At 72.0% G+C, this 20059-nt stretch carries 18 protein-coding genes; 11 read left to right on the top strand and 7 right to left on the bottom strand.

The genetic code is table 11. From position 1 onward, the window contains the following. The first annotated feature begins 224 nt into the window (after window positions 1-224). From AB0469_RS07470 to AB0469_RS07485, 4 genes are all read left to right on the top strand, one after another. Window positions 225-1454: a nucleotide sugar dehydrogenase gene (locus tag AB0469_RS07470; protein WP_366450396.1), complete on the top strand. Its 1230-nt coding sequence runs from the start codon at window positions 225-227 to the stop codon at window positions 1452-1454. A gap of 160 nt (window positions 1455-1614) precedes the next feature. Then, the gene (locus AB0469_RS07475; protein ID WP_366450397.1) at window positions 1615-2085 is read left to right on the top strand and encodes a hypothetical protein; all 471 of its coding nucleotides are present in this window, start codon (window positions 1615-1617) and stop codon (window positions 2083-2085) included. Between the two features lie 92 nt (window positions 2086-2177). After that, window positions 2178-3146 carry a hypothetical protein gene (locus AB0469_RS07480; RefSeq protein ID WP_366450398.1) on the top strand — a complete coding sequence of 323 codons (969 nt, stop codon included), beginning with the start codon at window positions 2178-2180 and terminating at the stop codon, window positions 3144-3146. 11 nt (window positions 3147-3157) lie between these two features. Beyond that, a complete protein-coding gene (locus AB0469_RS07485) occupies window positions 3158-4888 on the top strand; it encodes an insulinase family protein (RefSeq protein ID WP_366450399.1) in 1731 nt (576 codons plus the stop codon). Between the two features lie 65 nt (window positions 4889-4953). Here the strand turns inward: AB0469_RS07485 and AB0469_RS07490 are convergent, their stop codons facing one another. The 4 genes from AB0469_RS07490 to AB0469_RS07505 form a co-directional block, all read right to left on the bottom strand. Next, window positions 4954-6078, bottom strand: coding sequence for a GuaB3 family IMP dehydrogenase-related protein (locus AB0469_RS07490; RefSeq protein ID WP_366450400.1), 1125 nt, complete (start codon window positions 6076-6078; stop codon window positions 4954-4956). A gap of 156 nt (window positions 6079-6234) precedes the next feature. Then, complete coding sequence (gene guaB, locus AB0469_RS07495) at window positions 6235-7734, bottom strand: IMP dehydrogenase (RefSeq protein WP_045949018.1); 1500 nt, start codon at window positions 7732-7734, stop codon at window positions 6235-6237. Window positions 7735-7868: 134 nt separating this feature from the next. Further along, window positions 7869-8498 carry a sigma-70 family RNA polymerase sigma factor gene (locus AB0469_RS07500; RefSeq protein ID WP_366450401.1) on the bottom strand — a complete coding sequence of 210 codons (630 nt, stop codon included), beginning with the start codon at window positions 8496-8498 and terminating at the stop codon, window positions 7869-7871. A 342-nt stretch (window positions 8499-8840) separates the two neighbouring features. Beyond that, entirely contained in the window at window positions 8841-9452 is a 612-nt protein-coding gene (locus AB0469_RS07505) for a response regulator transcription factor (RefSeq protein WP_003948568.1), read from the bottom strand. 379 nt (window positions 9453-9831) lie between these two features. On the opposite strand from AB0469_RS07505, the gene AB0469_RS07510 reads away from it, so the two are divergent. Beyond that, the gene (locus AB0469_RS07510; RefSeq protein ID WP_366450402.1) at window positions 9832-10158 is read left to right on the top strand and encodes a WhiB family transcriptional regulator; all 327 of its coding nucleotides are present in this window, start codon (window positions 9832-9834) and stop codon (window positions 10156-10158) included. Between the two features lie 160 nt (window positions 10159-10318). Here AB0469_RS07510 and AB0469_RS07515 read toward each other — a convergent pair whose 3' ends face one another. Beyond that, window positions 10319-11215, bottom strand: coding sequence for a LysR family transcriptional regulator (locus AB0469_RS07515; protein ID WP_366450403.1), 897 nt, complete (start codon window positions 11213-11215; stop codon window positions 10319-10321). A gap of 107 nt (window positions 11216-11322) precedes the next feature. On the opposite strand from AB0469_RS07515, the gene AB0469_RS07520 reads away from it, so the two are divergent. Together AB0469_RS07520 and AB0469_RS07525 are read left to right on the top strand one after the other, a co-directional pair. Next, window positions 11323-12096: an SDR family oxidoreductase gene (locus AB0469_RS07520; protein WP_366450404.1), complete on the top strand. Its 774-nt coding sequence runs from the start codon at window positions 11323-11325 to the stop codon at window positions 12094-12096. A gap of 86 nt (window positions 12097-12182) precedes the next feature. Then, the gene (locus AB0469_RS07525; RefSeq protein ID WP_366450405.1) at window positions 12183-12881 is read left to right on the top strand and encodes an ester cyclase; all 699 of its coding nucleotides are present in this window, start codon (window positions 12183-12185) and stop codon (window positions 12879-12881) included. 79 nt (window positions 12882-12960) lie between these two features. Here AB0469_RS07525 and groL read toward each other — a convergent pair whose 3' ends face one another. Together groL and groES are read right to left on the bottom strand one after the other, a co-directional pair. Continuing rightward, window positions 12961-14589, bottom strand: a complete 1629-nt coding sequence (gene groL, locus AB0469_RS07530; protein ID WP_366450406.1) for a chaperonin GroEL — start codon at window positions 14587-14589, stop codon at window positions 12961-12963. Window positions 14590-14700: 111 nt separating this feature from the next. Next, window positions 14701-15009 carry a co-chaperone GroES gene (gene groES / locus AB0469_RS07535; protein WP_030230757.1) on the bottom strand — a complete coding sequence of 103 codons (309 nt, stop codon included), beginning with the start codon at window positions 15007-15009 and terminating at the stop codon, window positions 14701-14703. A 291-nt stretch (window positions 15010-15300) separates the two neighbouring features. On the opposite strand from groES, the gene AB0469_RS07540 reads away from it, so the two are divergent. Genes AB0469_RS07540 through AB0469_RS07555 form a run of 4 tightly spaced genes read left to right on the top strand, consistent with a single transcriptional unit; the run spans window position 15301 to window position 20040 of the window. Beyond that, complete coding sequence (locus tag AB0469_RS07540) at window positions 15301-15990, top strand: response regulator transcription factor (RefSeq protein WP_366450407.1); 690 nt, start codon at window positions 15301-15303, stop codon at window positions 15988-15990. 6 nt (window positions 15991-15996) lie between these two features. Beyond that, complete coding sequence (locus AB0469_RS07545) at window positions 15997-17367, top strand: HAMP domain-containing sensor histidine kinase (protein ID WP_366450408.1); 1371 nt, start codon at window positions 15997-15999, stop codon at window positions 17365-17367. 52 nt (window positions 17368-17419) lie between these two features. Next, window positions 17420-18646: an LCP family protein gene (locus AB0469_RS07550; RefSeq protein WP_366450409.1), complete on the top strand. Its 1227-nt coding sequence runs from the start codon at window positions 17420-17422 to the stop codon at window positions 18644-18646. Beyond that, on the top strand, window positions 18634-20040 hold the full coding sequence (locus AB0469_RS07555) for an FtsW/RodA/SpoVE family cell cycle protein (protein ID WP_366450410.1): 1407 nt from the start codon (window positions 18634-18636) through the stop codon (window positions 20038-20040). The genes AB0469_RS07550 and AB0469_RS07555 overlap by 13 nt, the downstream gene beginning before the upstream one ends. The last annotated feature ends 19 nt before the right edge of the window (window positions 20041-20059 follow it).

Genomic DNA, 20059 nt, shown 5'->3' on the forward strand with positions numbered 1-20059 from the left:
CCGCCCGGTGCGGGTGATCCCGATCACATCTCCCGCCTCCGATTCTGACCGGCCTCGCCGACATCAGCCACCGGCTGTGGACAACACAGAGCAACCACGAGCCCACAATGCGACATATCTGTCATATATACGCCTAGTCTGACATTGCGCCAGCTCCGTTCGTCCACAGGACTTGCGCGCACCGCCCCCTCATGCATGCCAGGGAAGGGAAGGGACGGCCCCCCATGCCCGCAGATCTCGCCGTCATCGGACTCGGCCACCTCGGCCTCCCCCTCGCCCAGGCGGCCGTCGCCGCCGGGATCGAGACCGTCGGCTACGACAGCGGCCCCGCCACGGACAGCCCCCTCACCGCCGCCGAGATCCGCCGGATGTCGGCGGCCGGCTTCCGCGTCACCACCAACGCCGCCGAGCTCGGCCGGGTCCGCACCGCCGTCATCTGCGCCCCCACCCAGCTCGGCGCCGACCGGGCGCTCGACCTGGGGGCCGTCGGCGCGGCCGGCCGCACCCTCGCCGCCCGGCTGCGCCCGCACACCACCGTGATCCTGGAGTCCGCCGCCCACCCCGGGGTCACCGAGGAGTACCTGCGCCCCATCCTCGAAGAGGGCTCCGGCCTGCGCGCCGGACGCGACTTCCACCTGGCCTACTCCCCCAGCCGCCTCGACCCCGGCAACCGGACCCACACCATCGCCAACACCCCCAAGGTCATCGGCGGCCTCACCCCCGCCTGCACCGAATCCGCCCACGCCTTCTACGCCCGCCTCACCGAGAAGGTCGTCCGGGCCCGCGGCCTGCGCGAGGCCGAGACCGTACAGCTCCTGGAAACCAACTACCGGCACGTCAACATCGCCCTCATGAACGAGATGGCGGTCCTCTGCCACGACCTCGGCGTCGACCTCTGGGACGTCATCCGGTGCGCCGAGACCAAGCCGTACGGGTTCCAGGCCTTCCGCCCCGGCCCCGGCGTCGGCGGCCACGGCGTCCCCCTGGACCCGAACTACCTCCCCCACACCACCCGCACCCCCGGCCACCCCCTGCGCATGGTCGGCCTGGCGCAGGAGATCAACAACCGGATGCCGCAGTACGTCATCCAGCGCTGCGCCACCCTGCTGAACGAGCACGGCAAATCCGCCCGCGGCGCCCGCGTCCTCCTCCTCGGCGTCACCTACAAGCCCGACCTCGCCGACCAGGAGGGCTCGCCCGCCGCCGAGATCGCCAGCCGCCTCCTCGACCTCGGCGCCCTGATCAGCTACCACGACCCGTACATCCCGGCCTGGCGGGTCCGCGACCGGCCCGTGCCCCGCGCCGACTCCCTCTACGAGGCCGCCGCCAACGCCGACCTGACGATCCTGCTCCAGCACCACCGCACGTACGACATGCAGGGCCTGGCGGTGAAGGCCCAGCTCCTCCTCGACACCCGCGGCGCCAGCCCGGCCGGCGCGGCCCACCGCCTCTGACCGGGACGCCACCGCAGGTCACGGGCCGATTCCGGTTCGATCATCCGACCGAAATCCCCTCCAGGAATGTCGCGGTCCCCTGCTAGCCTGCGGCATCACTTATCTCGCACTTATGCCCCTCCGGGGCACACGTGCGCCTTGATCCCTGGGGGGGATTTCCATGAGCCAGAACTTCCAGCCGCCCGCACCCTCGTCCTACACCCCGGCCGCCGCCCCGGCACCGGCCCGGAGCGGCAACGTGGTCCTGGGGATCCTCGCCGCCGTCGTGGCCGGCCTCGTGGCCGCCGGCGTCTACGGCGCGATCGTCAAGGCCACCCACCACGAGATCGGCTACGCGGCGGTCGGCGTCGGCGCCCTGGTCGGGTTCGCCGCCGGCAAGGCCGGCGGGCGCAACGCCGTCCTGCCGGTCGTCGCCGCTCTGGTCTCCGTGGCCGCCGTGCTCGCGGGCCAGCTGTTCGGCATCGCCCTGGACGGCGCCGACCAGCTCTCCGAGAGCGTCGTGGACGTGCTGACCAACCGCACCTCCGACGTGGTCGAAAGCTGGAAGGACAACCTGGACCCGCTGACGTTCCTCTTCCTCGCCATCGGCGGCTACGCGGCCTTCCAGGTCGGCCGCAAGACCGCCGCCTGACGACCGCAAGGCGCTGAGCAGGCATTTCCCCCTCGAACCGGCGCCCCGGAACCTCTGTCGGAATCCGCGGCGCCGGTCATATGATCCGCGGCGTGTCTGCTCTCACGCCGCCGCTCGGCCGGCCACTCACCGAACCCACTGAGCACTTCCGGGACCTGGCCGTCCTGCGCTCGGCAGTCCAGCTCCGCGACGCGCAAGCCGTCGCCGCCGCCTTCGAGGCCCTCTCCGACGAGGACGACCGCGTCCTCGCCTCCTGGACCGTGGCGGAGACCCCCGACTGCGGGGACTTCCTCCGCGCGACCGCGGCCGGCCGCCCCGGCGACCCGCTCTTCCGCACGCTGTACGCCAACCACCTGATCCGGGCCGGCTGGAGGATCCGCAGCGACGCGCGCGCCCAGTACGTGAGCCGGGAGCAGTTCGACTCCTTCCACGCACACCTGCGGCGGGCCGAGGTCCTGCTCATCGACGTCTGCGCCGAATACCCGGCGTACGCCCTCGCCTGGTACCTGCGCGTCACCACCGCACGCGGGCTCGAACTGGGCCAGGGCGAGGCCCGACGCCGCTACGAGCGCCTCGCCGAACACCACCCGCACCACTACTCCGGCCAGTCCCAGCTGCTCCAGCAGCTCTGCCCGAAGTGGAGCGGCAGCTGGGAGGAGGCCGAGGCCTTCGCCCGCACCTGTGCCGAGGCCGCGCCCGAGGGCGGCCCGCAGGGAGCACTGGTCGCCGTCGCCCAGCTGGAGCGGTACCTGGAGATCGCGCGGGACGAGAACACGCCCGCCGCCGAAACGTATCTGCGCGAGCCCGCCCAGCACACCGCGCTGCTGGAGGCCGCCGCCCGCTCCGTCCTGCACCCGGCCGCCCGCACCGACGCCTTCCAGTCCGTCGGCGCCCACAACGCCTTCGCCGCCGCCCACAGCGCGGCGGGCCGCCACGCCGAAGCCGCCCCGCACTTCCGCGCCCTCGGCGACCGTGCCACCGAGTTCCCCTGGGGCTACGTCGCCGTAGACCACTCGGCCGCCTTCGCCCGCCACCGCAAGACCGCCCTGGCCAAGGGCTGAGGAAGACCACCATGACCACCGACACCCCGCCCGGGCACGTCACCGAAGACGGCGTCACCCACACCACCGTCGCCGGCATCCGCACCGTCCTGGCCCCCGGCTCCGGCCCCCTCACCGCCGGACTGCTCTTCCGGGTGGGCCGCGCCGACGAGACCCTCGCCACCAGCGGCGTCACCCACCTCGTCGAGCACCTCGCCCTGCACCACCACGGCCTGAGCGACCTCCACTACAACGGCGCCACCGCCGCCGCCCACACCCACTTCCTCGTCTCGGGCACGCCCGCCGAGGTCGTCGAGTACCTCAACGGCGTCTGCGCCGCCCTGCGCGACCTGCCCATGGACCGCCTGGAGACCGAGAAGGAGATCCTGCGCACCGAGGCCGCCGGCCGTGCGCAGGGTGCCGCCCACGGCCTGCCCCTGTGGCGCTACGGCTCCCGGAGCTACGGCCTGACCAGCTACGCCGAGACCGGCCTGCACCGGCTCACCGCCGACGACGTCCGCGACTGGGCCCGCACCCGCTTCACCACGGAGAACGCGGTGCTGTGGCTCACCGGCGACACCGTGCCCGAGGGCCTCGACCTCACCCTGCCCTCCGGCACCTGGCACCCCGCACCGCAGCCCACCTCCGCGCTGCCGAGCACGCCCGCGTACTTCCAGGGCCCCGACGGCGTCGCCGTACTCACCTCGGTCATCCCCCGCTCGACGGCGGGAAGCCTGTTCGCCGAGGTGCTCGGCAAGGAGCTCTTCCGCGAACTGCGCCAGAAGGGCGGCTACTCCTACACCGCGGCCGCCGACTACTGCCCGCGCGACACCGACTGGGCGACCGTCACCGCGTACGCCGACGCGCTGCCGCAGAAGCAGGACGCGATGATCGGCGCGTTCGTGGACGTGCTCGCCAAACTCCGCGCCGGCCGCATCGAGCAGGCCGACCTGGCCGCCGTACGGACCTCCGCGCTCGCTCAGTTCGACCGTCCGGAGCCGGCCGCCGCCAGGCTCCCCTCCGAGGCGATGAACCTGCTGCTGCGCCACCCCTCCCTCAGCCACGCCGAGAGCCGCGCCGAGATCGAGGCGGTCACCGTCGCCGACCTCCAGCGGGTCGCGCGCGAGGTGTGGGCCGACGCCCTGATGCAGGCCCCGGGCCGGGGCGTGGACTGGGCCGGGCTCACGGAGGCCCCCGCCTGGTCCGCGGACCTGGTCACCGGACGGCGCTACGCCGCTGTGGAGGACCGGCGGACCACCCTGCTGGTGGCGCGCGACGGGATCAGCCTGGTCCGCCCGGAAGGCCACCTGACCGTCCGGTACGCCGAGTGCTCCCTGATGCAGGCCTACCCGGACGGCGCCCGCCACCTCGTCGGCCACGACGGCTTCACCATCACGGTCGAGCCGACCCTGTTCGGCATCACGGCGGCCGAACTGGCCCCCCTGGACGCCGGCGTCCCGCCCGCCGCGGTGGTGCGCATGCCGCCCCGCGACCCGGCCCGCATCCCGCAGCCCCGTCCGGCCGGGCCGGCACCCGACGCGCCCCGTCCGCCCAAGGGCTGGTTCACCGCCCTGCTCTGGGTGCTGGGCGTCCCGGCCCTGCTGTTCGGCGGCCTCTCGTCCGTGACCACGCTGGCGCTGCTCAGCAACGGCACGGACGACCCCGACGACTGGCTGGTCCTGGTCGCCCTGTGGGTGTTCTCGTCCTTCTTCCTCGTCCCCTGGTGGATCTGTCTGCGCCGCCGCAAGCAGGGCAAGAGCTGAGGAACGCCGGAGGGCCGGCACCCCCGAGCGGGGTGCCGGCCCTCCGGCGTGCGTGCGTGACGGGGTCAGCGGCGGTGCTGGGAGTCCGCCACCGTGACCTCGACGCGCTGGAACTCCTTGAGCTCGCTGTAGCCGGTGGTGGCCATCGAGCGGCGCAGGGCGCCGAAGAGGTTCATCGAGCCGTCCGGGGTGTGCGACGGGCCGGTCAGGATCTCCTCGGTCGTGCCGACCGTGCCGAGGTTGACCTTCTTGCCGCGCGGCACGTCCTCGTGGACGGCCTCCATGCCCCAGTGGTGGCCCTTGCCGGGCGCGTCGGTGGCGCGGGCCAGCGGGGAGCCCATCATCACGGCGTCCGCGCCGCAGGCGATGGCCTTGGGCAGGTCGCCGGACCAGCCCACGCCGCCGTCGGCGATGACGTGCACGTAGCGGCCGCCGGACTCGTCCATGTAGTCGCGGCGCGCCGCGGCCACGTCCGCGACGGCCGTGGCCATCGGGACCTGGATGCCGAGGACGTTGCGCGTGGTGTGCGCGGCGCCGCCGCCGAAGCCGACGAGGACGCCCGCGGCACCGGTGCGCATCAGGTGCAGGGCCGCCGTGTAGGTGGCGCAGCCGCCGACGATGACCGGGACGTCGAGCTCGTAGATGAACTGCTTGAGGTTCAGCGGCTCGGCGGCGCCCGAGACGTGCTCGGCGGAGACCGTGGTGCCGCGGATGACGAAGATGTCGACGCCCGCGTCCACGACGGCCTTGGAGAACTGCGCGGTGCGCTGCGGGGAGAGAGCGGCGGCGGTGACGACGCCCGAGTCGCGCACCTCCTTGATCCGCCGGCCGATGAGGTCGGCCTGGATCGGCGCGGCGTAGATCTCCTGGAGGCGGCGGGTGGCGGCCTCCTCGTCCAGCTCGGCGATCTCGTCGAGCAGCGGCTGCGGGTCCTCGTAGCGGGTCCACAGGCCCTCGAGGTTCAGCACGCCCAGGCCGCCGAGCTCGCCGATGCGGATGGCGGTCTGCGGGGAGACCACGGAGTCCATGGGGGCGGCCAGGAAGGGGAGCTCGAAGCGGTACGCGTCGATCTGCCAGGCGATCGAGACCTCCTTCGGGTCCCGCGTACGCCGGCTCGGGACGATGGCGATGTCGTCGAAGGCGTACGCCCGGCGGCCGCGCTTGCCGCGCCCGATCTCGATCTCAGTCACGTGTGGTGGCCTTTCCTCTGGGTCTGCCCGTCCAGTATCCCCGAACCCCGGGGACCCGCGTTCCGATGACCGCTGTACGGACGCACGCGCGGGCGTCCGCGGACGCGCCGGAGGGGCGGGCCCGGGCGGGCCCGCCCCTCCGGACGGTCATCCTGTTCAGCCCTTGCGGCTGTAGTTCGGCGCTTCCACCGTCATCTGGATGTCGTGCGGGTGGCTCTCCTTGAGGCCCGCCGAGGTGATCCGGACGAACCGGCCGCGGTCCTGGAGCTCCGGCACCGTACGGCCGCCGACGTAGAACATCGACTGGCGCAGGCCGCCGACGAGCTGGTGGACCACCGCGGAGAGCGGGCCGCGGTAGGGGACCTGGCCCTCGATGCCCTCGGGGATCAGCTTGTCGTCGCCGCCGACGCCCTCCTGGAAGTAGCGGTCCTTGGAGAACGACTTGCGGTCGCCGCGGGACTGCATCGCGCCGAGCGAGCCCATGCCGCGGTACGACTTGAACTGCTTGCCGTTGATGAAGAGCAGCTCGCCGGGGGACTCCTCGCAGCCCGCGAGGAGCGAGCCGAGCATCACCGTGTCGGCGCCCGCGACCAGGGCCTTGGCGATGTCGCCGGAGTACTGGAGGCCGCCGTCGCCGATGACGGGGACACCCGCGGCCTTGGCGGCCAGCGAGGCCTCGTAGATGGCGGTGACCTGCGGGACGCCGATGCCGGCGACGACGCGGGTGGTGCAGATGGAACCGGGGCCGACGCCGACCTTGATGCCGTCGACGCCCGAGTCGATCAGCGCCTGGGCGCCGTCGCGGGTGGCGACGTTGCCGCCGATGACGTCCACGGAGGAGTTCGACTTGATCTTGGCGACCATGTCGCCGACCAGGCGGGAGTGGCCGTGGGCGGTGTCGACGACGATGAAGTCGGCGCCCGCCTCGATCAGGGCCTGGGCGCGCTCGTACGCGTCGCCGGCGACACCGACGGCGGCGCCGACCAGCAGGCGGCCGTCCTTGTCCTTGGCGGCGTTCGGGTACTTCTCGGCCTTGACGAAGTCCTTGACCGTGATGAGGCCCTTGAGGACGCCCGCGTCGTCGACCAGCGGGAGCTTCTCGATCTTGTGGCGGCGCAGCAGCTCCATGGCGTCCACGCCGGAGATGCCGACCTTGCCCGTGACCAGCGGCATCGGGGTCATGACCTCGCGCACCTGGCGGCTGCGGTCCGACTCGAAGGCCATGTCGCGGTTGGTGACGATGCCGAGGAGCTTGCCGGCGGGGTCCGTGACCGGGACGCCGGAGATGCGGAACTTCGCGCAGAGCTCGTCGGCCTCGCGCAGCGTCGCGTCCGGGTGCACCGTGATCGGGTCGGTCACCATGCCGGACTCGGAGCGCTTGACCAGGTCGACCTGGTTGGCCTGGTCGGCGATGGAGAGGTTGCGGTGCAGGACGCCGACGCCACCCTGGCGGGCCATCGCGATGGCCATGCGGGACTCGGTGACCTTGTCCATGGCCGCGGACAGCAGCGGCACGTTCACCCGGACGTTGCGCGAGATGAGGGAGGAAGTGTCGATCTCGTCGGGAGCCATGTCCGACGCGCCCGGCAGCAGCAGCACGTCGTCATAGGTCAGTCCGAGCGCGGCGAATTTGTCGGGTACTCCGTCGGCGGTCATGACACCTTCCCAAATGGTCTTGCTCAGCGCGGATGTCCATGCTAACGGGATCCCGAGGCGTCTCATTCCACGACCAAGGTCAAGCAGAAGATTCGTGGTTTCCTACGAGGCTCCCTACGGGCGGGACCGCCGGCTCACTGCTCCGCGAGCGCGCGCAGCCGGCTCAGCGCACGGTGCTGCGCGACCCGCACCGCACCGGGGGACATGCCGAGCATCTGGCCGGTCTCCTCGGCGGTCAGCCCGACGGCCACCCGCAGCACGAGCAGCTCGCGCTGGTTCTCGGGCAGGTTGGCCAGCAGCTTCTTGGCCCAGGCGGCATCGCTGCTGAGCAGCGCACGCTCCTCCGGACCGAGGGAGTCGTCGGGCCGCTCCGGCATCTCGTCGGACGGCACGGCGGTGCTCCCCGGGTGCCGCATGGCGGCCCGCTGGAGGTCGGCGACCTTGTGCGCGGCGATGGCGAAGACGAACGCCTCGAAGGGGCGCCCGGTGTCCCGGTAGCGCGGCAGCGCCATCAGGACGGCGACGCACACCTCCTGCGCGAGGTCCTCGACGAAGTGACGGGCGTCACCCGGGAGCCGCGACAGCCGGGTGCGGCAGTAGCGGAGGGCCAGGGGGTGCACGAAGGCCAGCAGGTCGTGCGTGGCCTGTTCGTCGCCGTCGACCGCACGGCGTACGAGCGCGCCGACGGCCCCGGCGTTGCCGCCTTTGGCGGCGCCGGTGGGGCCTGTGGCCGGGGGTGACCCCAGGGCCTCGTCGTCGCGCATCGATCCATGGTGCCTTGGCGCCGGAGCGTTCGCGGCATCGCGGTCCGTGTTGTGCATCGAAGCGTTATGAGCGGGTGCGCCGGAGCTCATCTTCTGCGCCCTCCCCTCCGCTCGGCCCGAATCGTCGTCCCCGAGGACTCGACCTCTCCAAGAATGCGGCACACCATCAAGGATGCGGCATCGCGCCCGAAGCGACACGTCCCCCGGATTGTGCCCCGTCAATCCCCGACGGGACACCGGTCGGGACGGGACTTTTCGCTCGCCGATGCCGACCGGGGCCTGCCGCCCCGCCCGCCATCGGCGGACGGGACCGCTCCGGTCAGCCGGACGCCGCTGACCCGGTCAGCGGACGAGGCCCCAGCGGAAGCCGAGCGCCACGGCGTGCGCCCGGTCCGAGGCGCCGAGCTTCTTGAACAGCCTGCGGGCGTGGGTCTTGACCGTGTCCTCGGAGAGGAAGAGCTCGCGCCCGATCTCCGCGTTGGACCGGCCGTGGCTCATGCCCTCCAGCACCTGGATCTCGCGCGCGGTGAGGGTGGGCGCCGCGCCCATCTCCGCCGAGCGCAGCCGGCGCGGGGCCAGCCGCCAGGTCGGGTCGGCGAGGGCCTGGGTGACCGTGGCCCGCAGCTCGGCGCGCGAGGCGTCCTTGTGCAGGTAGCCGCGGGCGCCGGCGGCGACCGCGAGGGCCACGCCGTCCAGGTCCTCGGCGACCGTCAGCATGATGATGCGGGCGCCCGGATCGGCCGACAGGAGCCGGCGGACGGTCTCGACACCGCCGAGGCCGGGCATCCGTACGTCCATCAGGATCAGGTCGGACCGGTCGGCACCCCAGCGGCGGAGGACTTCCTCGCCGTTGGCGGCCGTCGTCACACGCTCGACGCCGGGCACGGTGGCAACCGCGCGACGGAGCGCCTCTCGGGCAAGCGGGGAGTCGTCGCAGACGAGGACGGAAGTCATGACCGCCCTCCGCAGCTGCTGATGCGCGTCACCTTGAGCCTCCAGGCTGGTACGTATCGTCACCTGTGCGGTCGACGTCCTCGGACACCTGTCCGGGAACTTCTCGTTTCAACCGCACTCGCTCTCTCAACGATGGTCACTCGAAAGAGTTACGGGTCGGACGGACACCTTCGGCACTCTACGTGAGGAAGCGATCACGACGCTGGAGCCACCCTCCGCGCGTCCTCCATCTGGAGCTATGCCCTATTTGGCGGCTTTCCTTCCGTTTGCCATGTGTCTGAGGCTAGATTCCCAATGAGTCATATTTACATCTACTACGACAGTAGGTGTGGAGACATGGACCCTATCCGCCTCAGTACCGGCACCAAGAGGACTACCCATGGCAGATTTCTCCCGCCTCCCCGGACCGAACGCCGACCTCTGGGACTGGCAGCTGCTCGCAGCCTGCCGCGGAGTCGACAGCTCCCTGTTCTTCCATCCGGAAGGCGAGCGGGGCGCGGCCAGGAGTGCGCGCGAGGCCTCGGCTAAAGAGGTCTGCATGCGCTGCCCGGTGCGCTCGGAATGCGCCGCGCACGCCCTCGCCGTCCGCGAGCCCTACGGGGTGTGGGGCGGCCTCACCGAGGACGAGCGCGAGGAGCTGATGGGCCGCGCGCGGCACCGTCTGATCCCCGCCTCCAGCACGATCGGCCCCAGCGCGCCGAACTGACCGCCGGCCGCACGACGCACGGATGGGCGGCCGGAGAAGCGTACGAAGGAACGTTTCCCCTCCATCTCTCGGACCGTCCCCGACCCCCTCGAACCCCTTCCGGATCCGCCCGCGCACCGGGCGTGTCGCACCGACGCGCACCCGCGGGGCGCGCGGCCGGTCAGCGGGCGGCGGCCCGCACCAGCTCCCCCAGGGTCGCCGCCACCGCCGGCACGCGCGCCAGGTCGGGCAGCGTCAGCGCCACGACCTCCCGCTCCACCGCCGGCTCCACGGCCAGGGTGCTCACGCCCTTCGCCCGTACGGACTCCACCGCCAGCTCCGGCAGCACCGCCACCCCCAGCCCGGCGCCGACCAGGCCGACCACGGCCGGGTAGTCGTCGGTGGCGAAGTCGATGCGCGGGGTGAACCCCGCGCCCTCGCAGACCTCCACCAGGTGGCGGCGGCAGCGCGGACAGCCCGCGATCCAGGGCTCGTCGGCCAGCTCCGCCATGCCCACCCGGCCGGCGCCGGCCAGCGGGTGCGCCTCGGGCACCAGCCCGACGAGCCGGTCGGTCAGCAGCGGGGTGACCACGAGGTCCTCCCACTCGGCCACGGCCGAGGCCCCGGCGTAGCGGAAGGCCAGCGCGAGGTCGCAGTCCCCCTCGCGCAGCATCTCCACCGAACGCGGCGGCTCCGCCTCCACCAGGGAGATGCGGGTGCCCGGATGCCCGGCGCGCATCGCCGCGAGCGCGGTCGGCACCAGCGTGGAGCTGCCGCTGGGGAAGGAGACGAGCCGTACCCGCCCCGCGCGCAGCCCGGCGATGGCCGCGACCTCCTCCTCGGCGGCGGTCAGCCCGGCCAGGATCCCGGCGGCGTGCCGCACGAGGGCCTCCCCCGCCTGGGTCAGCCGCATCTCACGGCCCGTACGGACCAGCAGCGGGGTGCCGGCCGACTGCTCCAGCGCCTTCATCTGCTGGGAGACGGCGGGCTGGGTGCACCCGAGTTCACGGGCGGCGGCGGAGAAGGAACCGGTCCCGGCGACAGCGCGCAGGATCCGCAGGTGGCGTGCCTCAATCACCCTTCGAGCATAAGCCCGCCTTTTGCCGCGGCCGCCATGTCCAGCCGCGCCTTTGGGAAGGGGCGCGCAGGGGTACGGGAGTCGGCGCGGGCGGCTATTTTGCGCACATGACGACTGCGTTGATCACTGGATCCACGGCGGGCATCGGCGCCGCCTTCGCCCGGCGGCTCGCCGCCCAGGGGCACAACCTCGTCCTGGTGGCCCGGGACGCGAAGCGGCTGGCCGAGCAGGCCACCGAGCTGCACGACCGGCACGGCATCGAGGCCGAGGTCCTGGCCGCCGACCTCTCCACGGACGAGGGCATCGCTGCGGTCGAGGCCCGCCTCGGCGACCGTACGCACCCGGTGGACCTGCTGGTCAACAACGCCGGCTTCGGCAACAAGGGCCGCTACCTGGAGGTCTCCATGGCCGACGAGCTGGCCATGCTCAAGGTGCACATCGAGGCGGTGCTGCGGCTGACCTCGGCGGCGACGGAGTCGATGCGCTCGCGCGGCCGCGGCGGGGTCGTCAACGTCGCCTCGGTCGCCGCCTTCGTCCCCCGCGGCACCTACGGCGCGAGCAAGGCCTGGGTCGTCCAGTTCACCCAGGGCGCGGCCCGGGACCTGGCCGGGTCCGGGGTGCGGATGATGGCGCTGTGCCCCGGCTTCGTGCGCACCGAGTTCCACCAGCGGGCCGGCATGGGCACCGACAACATCCCGGGCTGGCTGTGGCTCGACGCCGACAAGCTGGTGGCCGCCGCGCTGGCCGACCTGGCGCGCGGGAAGACGGTGTCCGTCCCGGACCCGCGGTACAAGGCGCTGATGGGCGTGGTGAAGCTGACGCCGCGCGGGCTGCTCGGCGGCGTGTCCTCCCGGACGGGGCGCAAGTACGGGCCGCAGTGACCCCTGCCCGACCGGCCAGTAGCCACGGCAAACGGGTGAAATCTCCCTAAACTGGACGTGTCTCATCCACTGCGGGAGGCGACGCGATGACGTTCGTACAGGTGATTGACTACGAAACAAGGCGGTTCGACGAGATGAACGCCCTCATCGACCGCTACGCGGAACAGACCAGCGGGAAGCGCACCGTCACGCACACCATGATCGGCCGGGACCGCGAGGCCCAGAACCACTACGTGGACCTCGTCGAATTCCCCTCCTACGAGGAGGCGATGAAGAACTCCCACCTCCCCGAGACCGACCGGATGTTCCAGGAGATGGTCGCCCTCTGTGAGGGAATGCCGAAGTTCATGAACCTCGACGTGGTCCGCGACGAGTACCTCAACAAGCTCGTCGTGAACCGGATGTTCGAGGAGTGCATCCTCAAGGGCGACTTCGCCGCCCTGGAGGAGTGCCTGGCCATGGACTACACCGACCACGACATCATGGAGGGCGAGGGCCAGAGCAACGGCCGCGACGGCATGCAGCAGACCATCAGCATGTGGAGGGAAGCCTTCGACTTCTCCTTCGACCAGACCCGCCAGATCGCCGAAGGCGACTGCGTCACGACGCTCTGGAACTGGAAGGGCACCCAGAAGGGCACGTTCATGGGCGTCGCCCCCACGGGCAGGGAAGTGACGATGTCGGGGTGTACGACCTTCCGCCTCGACAACGGCCGGATCGCCGAGGGCTGGTGGTACTACGACGCGCCCGGCCTGATGCGCCAGATGGGCATGATGCCCGAGTAGGCCGGCACGCAAGAGGCCCTGGTCACCCCCGCGTTGCAGCGGTGACCAGGGCCTTCTCGGCTAGCGCTCGGACTCAGCCTCAGTGGCTGTGACCGTGGCCGTGACCGTGACCGGCCTCGGCCTCCTCCTCCGCCGGCTTCTCGACGACCAGGGTCTCGGTCGTGAGGAGCAGGGAGGCGATGGAAGCGGCGTTCTCCAGCGCGGAGCGGGTGACCTTGACCGGGTCGATGACGCCGGCCTTGACCAGGTCGCCGTACTCGCCGGAGGCGGCGTTGAAGCCGTTGCCCTTCTCCAGCTCCGCCACCTTCGAGGTGATGACGTAGCCCTCGAGGCCGGCGTTCTCGGCGATCCAGCGCAGCGGCTCGACGGCGGCGCGGCGGACGACCGCCACACCCGTGCCCTCGTCGCCGGTCAGGCCGAGGTTGCCCTCGAGCACCTTGACGGCGTGGACGAGCGCGGAGCCACCGCCGGAGACGATGCCCTCCTCGACCGCGGCGCGGGTCGCGGAGATGGCGTCCTCGAGACGGTGCTTCTTCTCCTTGAGCTCCACCTCGGTGGCGGCGCCGACCTTGATGACGCAGACGCCGCCGGCGAGCTTCGCCAGGCGCTCCTGCAGCTTCTCGCGGTCCCAGTCGGAGTCCGTGGACTCGATCTCGGCCTTGATCTGGTTGACGCGGCCCGCGACGTCAGCGGCGTTGCCGCCACCGTCGACGATGGTCGTGTCGTCCTTGGAGATGGTCACGCGGCGCGCGGAACCGAGGACGTCCAGACCGGCCTGGTCGAGCTTGAGGCCGACCTCCTCGGCGATGACGGTGGCACCGGTGAGGGTGGCCATGTCCTGGAGCATCGCCTTGCGGCGGTCGCCGAAGCCCGGGGCCTTGACGGCGACCGCGTTGAAGGTGCCGCGGATCTTGTTGACGACGAGGGTGGAGAGCGCCTCGCCCTCGACGTCCTCGGCGATGATCAGCAGCGGCTTGGAGCCACCCGCCTGGATGACCTTCTCCAGCAGCGGCAGGAGGTCCTGGATGGAGGAGATCTTGCCCTGGTTGATCAGGATGTACGGGTCGTCGAGGACGGCCTCCATACGCTCCTGGTCGGTGACCATGTACGGCGAGAGGTAGCCCTTGTCGAAGGCCATGCCCTCGGTGAACTCCAGCTCCAGGCCGAAGGCGTTGGACTCCTCGACGGTGATGACACCGTCCTTGCCGACCTTGTCCATCGCCTCGGCGATGAGCTCGCCGACCTGCGAGTCCTGCGCGGAGAGCGCGGCGACGGCGGCGATGTCGGACTTGTCCTCGATCGGGCGGGCGGTCGCGAGGAGTTCCTCGGACACGGCCTTGACCGCGGCGTCGATGCCCTTCTTCAGGGCGGCCGGGGAGGCGCCGGCGGCGACGTTGCGCAGACCCTCGCGGACGAGCGCCTGGGCGAGCACGGTGGCGGTGGTGGTGCCGTCACCCGCGATGTCGTTGGTCTTGGTCGCCACCTCCTTCACGAGCTGGGCGCCGAGGTTCTCGTACGGGTCGTCCAGCTCGACCTCGCGGGCGATGGTGACACCGTCGTTGGTGATGGTGGGGGCGCCGAACTTCTTGTCGATGACGACGTTGCGGCCCTTGGGGCCGATCGTCACCTTGACCGTGTCGGCAAGCTTGTTGACGCCGCGCTCGAGGGCGCGACGGGCGTCCTCGTCGAACTTCAGGATCTTCGCCATGGGAGCGGTTCAGCCCTCTCGAAAACTCGGGTTTAACGAACCGCGCCCCTCGCCGCCCGGCAATCAGCGGGGTGACCAGGGGCGCAGTTCAAAGCAATGCGTGAGAAGTGATTACTTCTCGACGATCGCGAGCACGTCGCGGGCCGAGAGGACGAGGTACTCCTCGCCGCTGTACTTCACTTCGGTGCCGCCGTACTTGCTGTACAGCACGATGTCGCCGACGGAGACGTCCAGCGGGAGACGCTGGCCGTCCTCGAAGCGGCCCGGGCCGACCGCGAGGACGACGCCCTCCTGGGGCTTCTCCTTCGCGGTGTCCGGGATGACCAGGCCGGAGGCCGTGGTCTGCTCGGCGTCGAGCGGCTGGACCACGATGCGGTCCTCAAGCGGCTTGATGGCAACCTTGGAGCTGGCGGTCGTCACGATCCGACCTCCCCCTTCGGAGATCCGGGGTTAACTGTCTGAGGTGGCGACCAGGTCGATCCGTCGTCGCGGGTGCCGGACCTGCCTGTCGCTGTGTTGGCACTCACCGGGGGCGAGTGCCAGGTGTGACACTATTCCGGCGATTAGCACTCGGTCAAGCGGAGTGCCAACACGGTCCACTGGTTCCATGCATTCCGGCCGCCGGTCGCCCCGTTTGGCCCAAACCCGGCCCCCGCCGCGTCCGGCCCCGCCCCCGGACCGGTCCGGCACGCGGTGTGTGAGGCTGGACGGGTGCGCATCCTGGTCGTCGAAGACGAAGAGAACCTGGCCGAGTCCCTCCGGCAGGGCCTGTCCGCCGAGGGCCACCGCGTCGAGGTCGCCCACGACGGGCACCGGGGGCTGGAACTGGCCCTCACCGGCGGGCCGTACGACGTCGTCCTGCTGGACCTCATGCTCCCGGGCCCCGGCGGCGCCGAGATCTGCGCCCGCATGCGCGCCCACGGCGACCCCACCCCCGTCCTGGTGCTCACCGCCAAGGACGGCGAGTACGACGAGGCCGAAGGCCTCGACGCCGGGGCCGACGACTACCTCACCAAGCCGTTCTCCTTCGTCGTGCTCGGCGCCCGCCTGCGCGCGCTCGCCCGCCGCGCCGCCGGTCCCGCCGCCCCCGGACCCGCCGTCCTGCGGGCGGGCGACCTGGTCCTCGACCCGCACGACCGCCGCTGCCGCCGCGGCGCGCGGGACATCGAACTCACCGCCCGCGAGCTCGGCGTCCTCGCCTGCCTGATGGAGCGGCCCGGCCGGGCCGTCGCCAAGCAGGACATCCTCGACGAGGTCTGGGACTCCCCGCACGGCATCGACCCCAACATCGTCGAGGTCTACGTCTCCTCCCTGCGCAAGAAGATCGACGCGCCCTTCGGCCGCCGCTCCATCCTCACCGTCCACGGCACCGGCTACCGCATGGCCCCCGACGGCGGCTGACGGGTGGTGAGCAGTCTCCGCGCGCGGACCGCGCTCGCCGCCGCGCTCGCGATGGCCGCCGTGCTCGCCACCGGCGGGCTGTGGCTGTACACCCTGCTGCGCGGCAACCTCCTCGACAACACCACCGGCCGCACCGAGCTCGCCGCGCGGAAGGTCGCCGCGCAGGTCGACACCCGGACCCTCCCGCCCGGCGGCCGGCTGCCCGCACCGGAGACGGGCGTCGACCTGGTCCTCGTACGCGACGCGCAGGGCCGGACCGTGGCGAGCACCGCCGCCGGCGGGGAGCCCCGGGACATCCCCCGCCTCGACGGGCTGCGCCCCGGGCCCGGGCAGGACTCCCGGTCGGCCGTGCTGGCGCCCGCGCACGCCGGCGGACAGCGGCGCGTGGTCGTCGCGGTCGCCGCCCCCGGCCCGCCCGCGGCGCACGATCCGGCCGCCCCGCACACCGTGTACGCGATGACCGTCCTCGGCGACGTCGACGACGCCACCCGCGCCGTCGCGGTCGGACTGCTCGCCGGCGCCCCGCCGCTGACCGCCTTCGCGGCGGCCCTGGCCTGGTGGGCCACCGGGCACGCGCTGCGCCCCGTCGCCGCGATCCGCTCCGGGCTGGCCGCCGTCACCGCGAGCGAGCTGGACCGCCGCGTCCCCGACCCGGGCGGCGCGGACGAGATCGCCCGGCTGGCCCGGACCGTCAACGACACCCTCGACCGGCTGGAGCGCTCCGACGCCCGGCAGCGGCAGTTCACCGCCGACGCCTCGCACGAGCTGCGCAACCCGCTGGCCGCCGTCCGCTCCCGGCTGGAGGTGGCCCTGGCCATGGAGCGCCCCGACCGGGCGTCGGTGGCCGCAGCGCTGGCCGACACCGAGCGGCTCCAGCGGATCGCCGCCGACCTGCTGCTCCTGGCCCGCCTCGACGGCGGGCCCGCGCCGCGCCCCGAACCGGTGGACCTCTCGCTGCTGGCGGCGGAGGACGCGGCGCGCCGGCCCGCGCCCCGGGTGCCGCTGCGGCTGGAGGCACCGGCGCCGGTCCCGGCGTACGGGGACGCGGCGCGGCTGGAGCGGGCGCTGGCCAACCTGGTGGACAACGCCCTGCGGTACGCCCGGGGAGGGGTCGTGGTGCGGGCCCTCGCCCGCGACGGGTGGGTGGTGCTGGAGGTCGTGGACGACGGCCCGGGGATCCCGGAGGCGGACCGGGGCCGGATCTTCGAGCGGTTCGTACGGCTCGATGCGGACCGGGGCCGGGCCAGCGGCGGCACCGGCCTGGGCCTGGCGATCGCCCACGAGATCGCGCGGGCGCACGGGGGCGACGTGCGCGCCCTGGCGGCACCGGGCGGGGGCGCCCTGCTGGAGCTGCGGATCCCGGCCGGGGGGCGCTGAGCCGCCCGGCTCTCAGGTTTCCTTCAGCGGGGCTGGGCCAGGATCGACGGGCATGAGCGCACGACGGAGGAAACCCGGCACCACACGCACACGGACCGCCCGCAGGCTGCTGGTCGCCGCCTGCGCGGCGGCACTGCTGGCGGGCGGCGCCGTCTGGTACGCCTACCGGGACCTGGCGGCGGGCATCGGCAGCTCGAAGGCGCTGGACGGGGCGCAGAAGTCGGCGCACGGCGATGTGAACGTGCTGCTCATCGGGCTGGACAGCCGGCGCGACCAGAACGGCGACCCGCTCCCGGAGGCGGTGCTGGACCAGCTGCACGCGGGCAGCTCGGACATCGGCGGCTACAACGCCAACACCATGATCCTGCTGCACGTGCCGGGCGACGGCGGGCAGGCCAAGGCCTTCTCGATACCCCGGGACGACTTCGTCGAGCTGTCGGGGGCGGGAGGGGCGGCCGGGCCGGCCGGGCCGGCCGGGCCCGGGCGCAAGGACAAGATCAAGAAGGCGTACGGGCTGGCGAAGGGGGCCAGGGAGGAGCAGCTCGCCGCGCAGGGGGTCAAGGACCGGCGGCAGCTGGAGCGGGAAGGCCGCGAGGCGGGGCGCAGGGCCCAGATCGAGACGGTGCGGAACTTCCTGGGCGTGCCGGTCGATCATTTCGCGGAACTGAACCTGGCCGGCTTCTACCACCTGGCCGAAGCGCTGGACGGCGTACCGGTGTGCCTGAAGAAGCCGGTGAAGGACAGGTACTCGGGGGCGGACTTCCCGGCGGGCCGGCAGACGCTCAACGGGATCCGGTCGCTGGCGTTCGTACGGCAGCGGCACGGGCTGGACGGGGGCGACCTGGACCGGACGAAGCGGCAGCAGGCGTTCCTGGCGGGGGCCGCGCACAAACTGAATTCGGCCGGGACCTTCACCGATCCGGTAAAGCTGATCAAGCTGATCGACACCGCGAAACAGGACGTCGTGACGGATGCGGGGTGGGATCTGCTGTCGTTCGTGAAGCAGGCGAAAAACCTGGCCGGTGGAAAAGTGCAATTTTCGACACTCCCCGTCGAGGGCTTCGCAAGGAACCATGGGGAGGACGTCAACGTCGTAGATGATATGAAGATAAAGCGCCTCATTGCCGAGCAGATCGGTCCCCGGACCGCCACTGCGACGACCCCGAGTGCACCGGGCGCCGCATCTCCTTCCTCCCTCCCCCCATCGCCGTCAGCCCCTCCGCCGTCACGGCCCGAGCCGGACACCATCGACGGCGGCGGCGTTCCGTGCGTGGACTGAGGCCGCTGACGGCGGCGGGCGCCCGCCGCCGCACCGAAGCACTCCTGCTGGTCTTCGTCGTCGGCATCGCCGTCTTCGGGCACGTGAGCGCGGGCCTGGCCATGAACGGCGAGCTGCCGCAGCACCTCACCAGCTTCGTGATCAGCATGACGCTGCTCTCCCTGGTGGGGCATCTCGGCATCCGCCGGTTCGCGGCGTACGCCGACCCGCTGATCTTCCCGCTCGCCATGCTGCTGACCGGGCTGGGGCTCGTCCTGATCCACCGGCTCGACCAGGGGTACATCGAGCGCTACGGTTCCGACGCGAACGCGCCCGGCCAGCTGATGTGGACGGTGGTCGGGGTCGCCGCCTGCCTGCTGGTGGTGGCACTGCTGCGCGACCACCGGCTGCTCCAGCGGTTCATCTACATCACGATGGCCGTCGCCCTGGTGCTGCTGATCGCGCCGGCGTTCTTCGGCGCGGACACGTACGGCGCGAAGCGCTGGATCATCCTCTTCGGGTTCTCGCTCCAGCCCGGCGAGTTCGTGAAGATCATGATCGCGATCTTCTTCGCGGGATACCTGGTCATCCACCGCGACTCGCTGGCCCTGACCGGCCGGAAGTTCCTGGGCATGCGGCTGCCGCCGATGCGCCAGCTCGGACCGATCATCACGGTGTGGATCATTTCGCTGCTCGTGCTGGTCTTCGAGCGCGACCTCGGCACCTCGCTGATCTTCTTCGGGGTGTTCGTGGTGATGCTGTACGTCGCCACCGAGCGCACCAGCTGGATCGTCTGCGGCCTGGTCATGGCGGCGGGCGGCGCCTTCGTGGTCGGCTCGACCGAGCCGCACGTCAAGGCGCGCGTGGCGGCCTGGCTCAACCCGCTGTCCTACTACTGGGAGCACCGCCCGCCGGGCGTCACCTCCGACCAGTCGGCGCAGGCGCTGTTCAGCTTCGGCACGGGCGGCGTCACGGGTACGGGCCTGGGGATGGGCCACCCCGAGCTGATCAAGTTCGCGGGGCGCAGCGACTTCATCCTGACGACGGTCGGCGAGGAACTCGGCCTGGCCGGCGTCATGGCCGTCCTGCTCCTGTACGCCCTCCTCGTGCAGCGGGGCCTGCGGATGGCCCTGGCCGCGCGGGACCCGTTCGGCAAGCTGCTCGCGGTGGGGCTCGCGGCGGCGCTGGCGCTCCAGGTCTTCGTCGTCGCGGGCGGCGTCACGGGCCTGATCCCCCTGACCGGCAAGGCCCTCCCCTTCCTGGCGAAGGGCGGCTCGTCACTCCTGGCCAACTGGATCATGATCGCCCTCCTGCTGCGGATCAGCGACAGCGCGGAACGCCAGCGGGAGGCCGACGCCCGAGGACCGGCGGAGACGACGATCACACCGGTGGTGGCGGGGGCGGGGGCACGGTAGGGGACTTGCGCCGCGGGAC

The sequence above is a fragment of the Streptomyces sp. NPDC093801 genome (assembly GCF_040701585.1).
Classification (GTDB): domain Bacteria; phylum Actinomycetota; class Actinomycetes; order Streptomycetales; family Streptomycetaceae; genus Streptomyces.